Below are 5675 nucleotides of genomic sequence, written 5' to 3'. Positions count from 1 at the left end.
ACATCACCCCCGCAGCCGCACGACAGGGAAGCGACCGCACCCGTGATCATGCCGCACCCAGCCGACCCGACGTCACGAATTGCGCACCAGAGTCGGCGCACTGGGCAAAGACCAGGACAACGGGGGGCCCAGTGCCGAGGTCTCGGCTCAGCGCGGCGTGTGTGGCTCTGACCTGCGAGACGTCTAGAGGGACGTCCGTCGTCTGTCTGCCCCGTACGGGGTGTCCATGAGGACGGATTGCTACGCGCTACCACCCGCGGCTGAAATGCGAGCAGGGGCGCCCTGCTGAAGACGCGGTTGCTGGGCGGCAAGAATCCACGACTCACCGTCCGCCCCAGTACGGCAGGCAGCCCTGTGGACCGGCCGAACAGCCAGGGACTGCGACCGGTCAGGCGGTGAGTGCCTGGGGGAGGGTTTCGTGGCAGTCGATGATGGTGTCGATGCCCACGAGGTGCAGGACGCGTTGCACGGCCGGGCGGGGTCGGGCCAAGCGGATCCAGCCGCCGGCCTCGGTGAGGGTGCGGTGGGCGTTGATGAGGATGTTGATGCCGCTGGAGTCCATGAAGGTCACCTGTCCCAGGTCCACCACGACGCGGGGCCGGGGCGCTCCGGAGAGGTAGAGGGCCTGCGCGAGCGTGCCCCCGGTGTGGTGGTCGATCTCCCCCGCGGCGGTCAGCACGTGGACACCGTCGGTGACGGAGGCCACGATAGACAGCTCGCCCGCCGGTATCGCGTGTTCGGTGTCCGCCATTTCTCCCCCAGCCATGTCGGCGATCCTGGCACAGCCTCTCCCTCGCGGGTATCACTGCCCTTAACGCACGGGGTGATGCCTGGGTGAGACGAAGGCAACGCCAGGAGCGGTGTGCGTCACCTTCCCCGTTTCGGGTATACGCGCGTGGTGTGAATGGGGTAGTGAGGGTGGCCGCGATGGAAATAGTCCCTGTGGGGGAGGACGGCACCACGCCGAGTGAAAGGGCTATCCAGACCACGGTGGCCCTGGACGGGACCGGCGCGGTCATCGCCGAGGCCCGTCATCTGGCTGCCGATTTCCTCATCCGCGTCCAGGCCGAGCACGGCCTGCCGGTCTCGCAGCGCGCCATGGACCTGACCCAGTTGGTGGTGAGTGAGCTGGTCACCAACGCCATCAAGTACGCTCCGGGCCCGGTGCTGCTGGACTTGCGGATTGCCGGTGACATGGTCGAGGTAGTGGTGTGGGACTCCGACCCGGTGCTGCCCATGGCGCGGATAGGGAATGCCGGCCGGGTAGGCCAGCACGGCCTGGAGATCGTCATGGCGGTCTGCCAGGGCTTCGAAGCGCAGCGGGAGCCGGTCGGCAAACGCATCACCGCCCGCATCGCCCTGCTGGACGACCCGGGCGGCGCGGTCACCGGGCGCCGCCCCCTTTAGTCACCGGAATGAGAGGGTTGCGGCCAGAAATGGGCGCCGAGATTTGATCACGGCTCGCTGGCGTGTGGGCATCGGCTGGTCCCTGTGCGAGCCTGGCAGCTGGGGGAGGTCGGCGACGGCACGGCTGGACTGTGAGGACGCGATGCGGGAGGCCTACCACGAGGAACTCGCCTCGATCAGTGATGACCTGGTGGAGATGGCGAACCTGGTCGGCTCGGCCATCAGCCTGGCCACGACCGCGCTCCTGGATGCCGATCTGCAGCTCGCCGAGAGCGTGATCTCTGCCGACGAAAGGGTCGATGATCTGCAGCGCGACCTAGAGAACCGGGCGATTGCGGTGCTGGCGCGGCAGCAGCCGGTGGCCACGGATCTACGCATCGTGGTCACGTCGCTGCGCATGAGCGCGGACCTGGAACGCGCAGGGGACCTGGCCCAGCATGTGGCCAAGCTCGCCCGGATGCGCTATCCCGAGCGGGCGGTGCCGCGCGATCTGCGCCGCACCGTCTTGGAGATGGGTCAGCTTGCGCAGCGCCTGATGGCGCAGGCCGCCGAAGTGGTCATCTCCCAGGACGTCGATGCGGGACTTCAGATGGAGAAGGACGACGACCGCATGGACGAGCTGCACCGTATGGTCTTCCAGCATCTGATGGACGAGAAGTGGCAGCATGGCGTGGAGACGGCCGTGGACGTCGCGCTGGTCGGCCGCTACTACGAGCGGTTCGCCGATCACGCGGTGTCGGTGGCCCGGTGCGTGGTCTTTCTGGTCACGGGCGAGCACGTGGACGAGCTGCCCGCCGACGGATTCACGTGACCTCCCGGGCCCGGCGGGTGCCCGCTTGTCCCGCTTTCCTCATGAGACGGATGCAGCGGGCAGTCGGCGGGGCTGTGATTCGGCCATTGGGCGGGCGCGCCATTGGCGAGCCGGACCCCGGCGGCCAGCATGGGCGCATGGTGGAACACACGACCGTCGTGCACGGCATCACCCGGAATACGACGCACCAGGGAGGGTGGGTCGAGTATGAGCCGACCGGTCGCGCAGTGGTGCGGTGCACCTGCGGTCTGGACAGCGGCGTTGTGGCGGAAACCCAGGCAGTGCAGATCGCCGATGATCATCGCCGGACGGCTGCGGAAGCCCGCCTCTAGACGAGTTGGGCCCCGGCTCGACAGGCCGTCGGGGTAACGACGACGGGTTTGGCTGGAGCAGCCGTTGGCGCTAGGGGGGTGAGTGGGGCACGGCGTGGGCCAGTGGTTCGAGTGTTCCGTACAAGGCGGCGTGCAGTGCCGCCGCGAGTTCGCGGGCCCGCTGCTCTCTCCCCACGCCGTACAGCACGAAGTAGACCGGCCCCGCGGAGGAGTCAGAGCGGATCTCGCGGGAGCGGATCAACTGGATGACCGCGGTACGGACAGCGTCGTACACCAGGTCGTCGACGACGTGTTGCGGGGCCGTGATCGTGTCGGCCTTCACCGTCCACTGCCTGCCCTCACACTCGATGGCGACGAAGACGGCACGCTGCTGCATGGCTCGCCGGTACGCGGCGTTAAAGGCGTCCATGCCTGTCGCGTCAGGGATGAGGTCGGAGGGGCAGGGAGCCGGCAGCGGCTGCATGAGAACCATCGTGCCAGGCCCCACGGCGCGGCGCGGGTATCGGGATTCGGTGAAAGGGCTCGGAGTTCAAGGTGCCAGCACCCGCTGTTCGGCGAGCCGGAGTGTTGCAGGACTGGGATGGCGCAGGTCATTGCTGCTGCAGTCGAGTGCTTCGCATTGCTGAAGGTGTGTGATGCAGCTGGGTGGCTCCTGGCGGAAGACAGCCCAGGCCGTTAGATCTGCGGAAAGGGCGAGACAGGGAGTTGCCACCCATGAGATTTTCCGCAGTGACCCTCGCAGATGCGGCGATGACGGTGAGTGTGCCTTGCTCCGTCGGCGTCAGCGCTTTGACCGACGGAGGCACGGGGTGAGGGACTCGAGAAGAAGTGAAGCGGAAGCCTGGCACAAAGTCTCAGCCCGGTGGTTCTGGGCGCTGAGAGTGGTCATTATGGTGGCTGCCTACCTCCTACTGTTCCCCCGCCTTGCAGACTTCATCGAGGCTTCAGTCAGGTGATGTAGAGCCGGGACCGTGCTGGTACGTCTCTCTCGGCCGTTGCATCCGGCCGTTGCATCCTGGCGCCGCGATCGTCGAAGAGGGCGAGGCCCTCTTTGAGCGGAGGCCGCACCCTGCGCACGGGTGCAGCCTCTACCGTCTCGGTCTTGGTGAAGATACAAGCCACGGGTGTGCTCATCTCGCACCGCCTCTTGCCCGGTACCTCCGTTCCTCCACACTGCGGTGCCCCAACCCCACCTCTCCGGGCCTGACCAGGCCTGATCAAACTTCGATGACACATACTCGCGTCCATCAAGGTCCCCCGATGGCACGCGGTCAATGTTCGGTGGCACCGGACACCCGTGTGGCCGTGCTTTGAACCGCGACCCCCTATCGGTCGATGAAAAGTGACCCCTTCCGTGATCAAGTGATCGGTCTGGCTCCATGGGAGTCAGGTGGAAGAGGTGATCGGTGTGGAGGACTGGGCTGAGATCCGGCGGCTCCTATCCCACACCCACCGCGCAGGAGAACGGCCCCTGATCAGGCGATACGGTCAGGGGCCGTCGCGTTGTGCGGTGCCCGCTCGGCACCGTAGTTCCCCGTGGGTTCCCGTGCGATCGGGCACGGATGGGGCACGGCACCTTCTGATCCGTAGCTCTACAGAGATCGGTCGGAGACGGTCATACAGGTCGCGCATCGGCCTCAAGGCGACGCTACGGGGTGGGGACGGTTGCTGTGGTTGCTGTATCCGGCTGCTGTACAGCAGGATGCCGGTGGGTCACTCTCAAGATCCACGGCCACAGCAAGCGGCGAGACCAGTTCTCCAGAGCGCTTGCTCGGCTTCCGAGAATGGGCAGATGGACAGCGCGCCCGTGGTCCGCCAGATGGCGTCCCGCCAGGTGGTGTAGGGGATCAAGGCACCGGAATCCCCAGGCCAGGACGGTGGATCAGCCCGATCGGGTGTCCAACTCAAGTCAGCAGCACACTCCTTGGGCTGCCGCCTCCGCATAGATCGCTACGGACCTCGAACCGGAACGCGTAGCGCTTGATCCCCTACACCACGTCGCGGGACACGACCGTCCGCCATGCTGCCTTGGCGATGATGAGCCACCACCGGTTCCATCGCGTGAGGGGCGGGGATCGATGGAGCAATTGCAGGTGGCAGCTATGCCGCCGGAGCGCATCCGTTACCGGTTGACGCCTCTCCAATGCTTGCTGTCCATGCTGCCCGGCGTCATCGTCGTGCCCTTCCAGGTCTTGTTCTGGTTGGACGGGGGATGGTCTGGTCCTGTGCTGGTCTCAGAACTGCTTGTGTGGGGTGTCCTGCCGATCGCCTCGCGGCTCTTCGGGGTCACTCTCACGCCATCGGCGGCCATCGTGCATAACGTCGGCCGACGGACCATCCCGTGGTCGAGCGTCCAAGCCATCCAGATCGAGTCTCTCTTCGGAAGCCGGACCGTCGTGATCTACGAAGCGGGCGGCCGCCGTACCCGCCTGCGGGCGCCGATCACCGCGTTCCTTAACTGGGATCGCAGCTTCGAGGAGAAGTTCCACACCATCGGTAGGTGGTGGCTGGATCACCGCGGCCCGGACTGGGCTCCTGTCCCGCCGCCGGGGGCACCGTGCGGTGGCCCACCGGTGTCCAACGGGAACCCTTACGCCCCTCCCGCGTAGTCAGCAACTGATCCACGCTTCCTCCGGACGGCACAGACTTGAAGATCAGGCCTCGTCCTTATCAGGTCAATCACCGCGAGCTCTAGGCACTGGATCCAGGCCATCATGCGGCGTGCGAGTGGTCGCTAGGGTTCGCCCTGATCCGCCTTCGTCCGCCGCTGTTGGTGTCAGCCGCTGGTGTCAGACATCCGTCGCCCACTTGACGGTCGTCCTAGATAAGGATTAGGGGCACTCAATCGCCGTCGCCAGCACGACGAGCCTTGGCGAATGCTCCGCCCCGGACCAGAAGCACCGCACCGAGCACGACGAGCCCCAGAGCTACGGTAGAAAGCACCATCGCCGCTTCGGAAGAGAAGCCGAGGAGTTTGGGTCCTCCGTCCAGGATGGGGCCGCCGGCCATCGCTATCCAACCCCAACCAGCCCTAGAAGAGTCATGAAGATCTTGGGGTTCTGGCCCCGCCGCGTGAGCGGTGGGGCCAGACTCTTTGTTGTGGTGATGGGGGAATGGGCCGGGGA

The 5675-nt window shown here is 66.2% G+C and carries 6 protein-coding genes; 4 read left to right on the top strand and 2 right to left on the bottom strand.

What is annotated here, in order from left to right; genetic code table 11:
* Window positions 1-388: 388 nt before the first annotated feature.
* Window positions 389-766, bottom strand: coding sequence for an STAS domain-containing protein (locus tag ACFYX0_RS46440; protein WP_388981547.1), 378 nt, complete (start codon window positions 764-766; stop codon window positions 389-391).
* Window positions 767-927: 161 nt separating this feature from the next.
* Between ACFYX0_RS46440 and ACFYX0_RS46435 the strand changes: the two genes are divergently transcribed.
* From ACFYX0_RS46435 to ACFYX0_RS46425, 3 genes are all read left to right on the top strand, one after another.
* Entirely contained in the window at window positions 928-1407 is a 480-nt protein-coding gene (locus ACFYX0_RS46435; protein WP_388981544.1) for an ATP-binding protein, read from the top strand.
* A 142-nt stretch (window positions 1408-1549) separates the two neighbouring features.
* Window positions 1550-2218: a phosphate signaling complex protein PhoU gene (gene phoU / locus ACFYX0_RS46430; protein WP_388981541.1), complete on the top strand. Its 669-nt coding sequence runs from the start codon at window positions 1550-1552 to the stop codon at window positions 2216-2218.
* 137 nt (window positions 2219-2355) lie between these two features.
* A complete protein-coding gene (locus ACFYX0_RS46425; protein ID WP_388981539.1) occupies window positions 2356-2550 on the top strand; it encodes a hypothetical protein in 195 nt (64 codons plus the stop codon).
* 70 nt (window positions 2551-2620) lie between these two features.
* Here the strand turns inward: ACFYX0_RS46425 and ACFYX0_RS46420 are convergent, their stop codons facing one another.
* Window positions 2621-3013: a hypothetical protein gene (locus tag ACFYX0_RS46420; protein WP_388981536.1), complete on the bottom strand. Its 393-nt coding sequence runs from the start codon at window positions 3011-3013 to the stop codon at window positions 2621-2623.
* A gap of 1615 nt (window positions 3014-4628) precedes the next feature.
* On the opposite strand from ACFYX0_RS46420, the gene ACFYX0_RS46415 reads away from it, so the two are divergent.
* Window positions 4629-5159 (top strand): hypothetical protein, encoded by a 531-nt coding sequence (locus ACFYX0_RS46415; protein ID WP_388981534.1) that lies wholly within the window; start codon window positions 4629-4631, stop codon window positions 5157-5159.
* The last annotated feature ends 516 nt before the right edge of the window (window positions 5160-5675 follow it).

Origin of the sequence: Streptomyces sp. NPDC002573, from assembly GCF_042889625.1 — a bacterium.
GTDB lineage: Bacteria > Actinomycetota > Actinomycetes > Streptomycetales > Streptomycetaceae > Streptomyces > Streptomyces gibsoniae.
This window is presented reverse-complemented; position numbering and strand designations above follow the sequence as displayed.

What these genes read in the sequence shown, in the direction of transcription:
- ACFYX0_RS46440 (WP_388981547.1), bottom strand. Translation starts at nt 766, where the DNA reads ATGGCTGGGGGAGAAATGGCGGACACCGAACACGCGATACCGGCGGGC.
- ACFYX0_RS46435 (WP_388981544.1), top strand. Translation starts at nt 928, where the DNA reads ATGGAAATAGTCCCTGTGGGGGAGGACGGCACCACGCCGAGTGAAAGG.
- phoU (WP_388981541.1), top strand. Translation starts at nt 1,550, where the DNA reads ATGCGGGAGGCCTACCACGAGGAACTCGCCTCGATCAGTGATGACCTG.
- ACFYX0_RS46425 (WP_388981539.1), top strand. Translation starts at nt 2,356, where the DNA reads ATGGTGGAACACACGACCGTCGTGCACGGCATCACCCGGAATACGACG.
- ACFYX0_RS46420 (WP_388981536.1), bottom strand. Translation starts at nt 3,013, where the DNA reads ATGCAGCCGCTGCCGGCTCCCTGCCCCTCCGACCTCATCCCTGACGCG.
- ACFYX0_RS46415 (WP_388981534.1), top strand. Translation starts at nt 4,629, where the DNA reads ATGGAGCAATTGCAGGTGGCAGCTATGCCGCCGGAGCGCATCCGTTAC.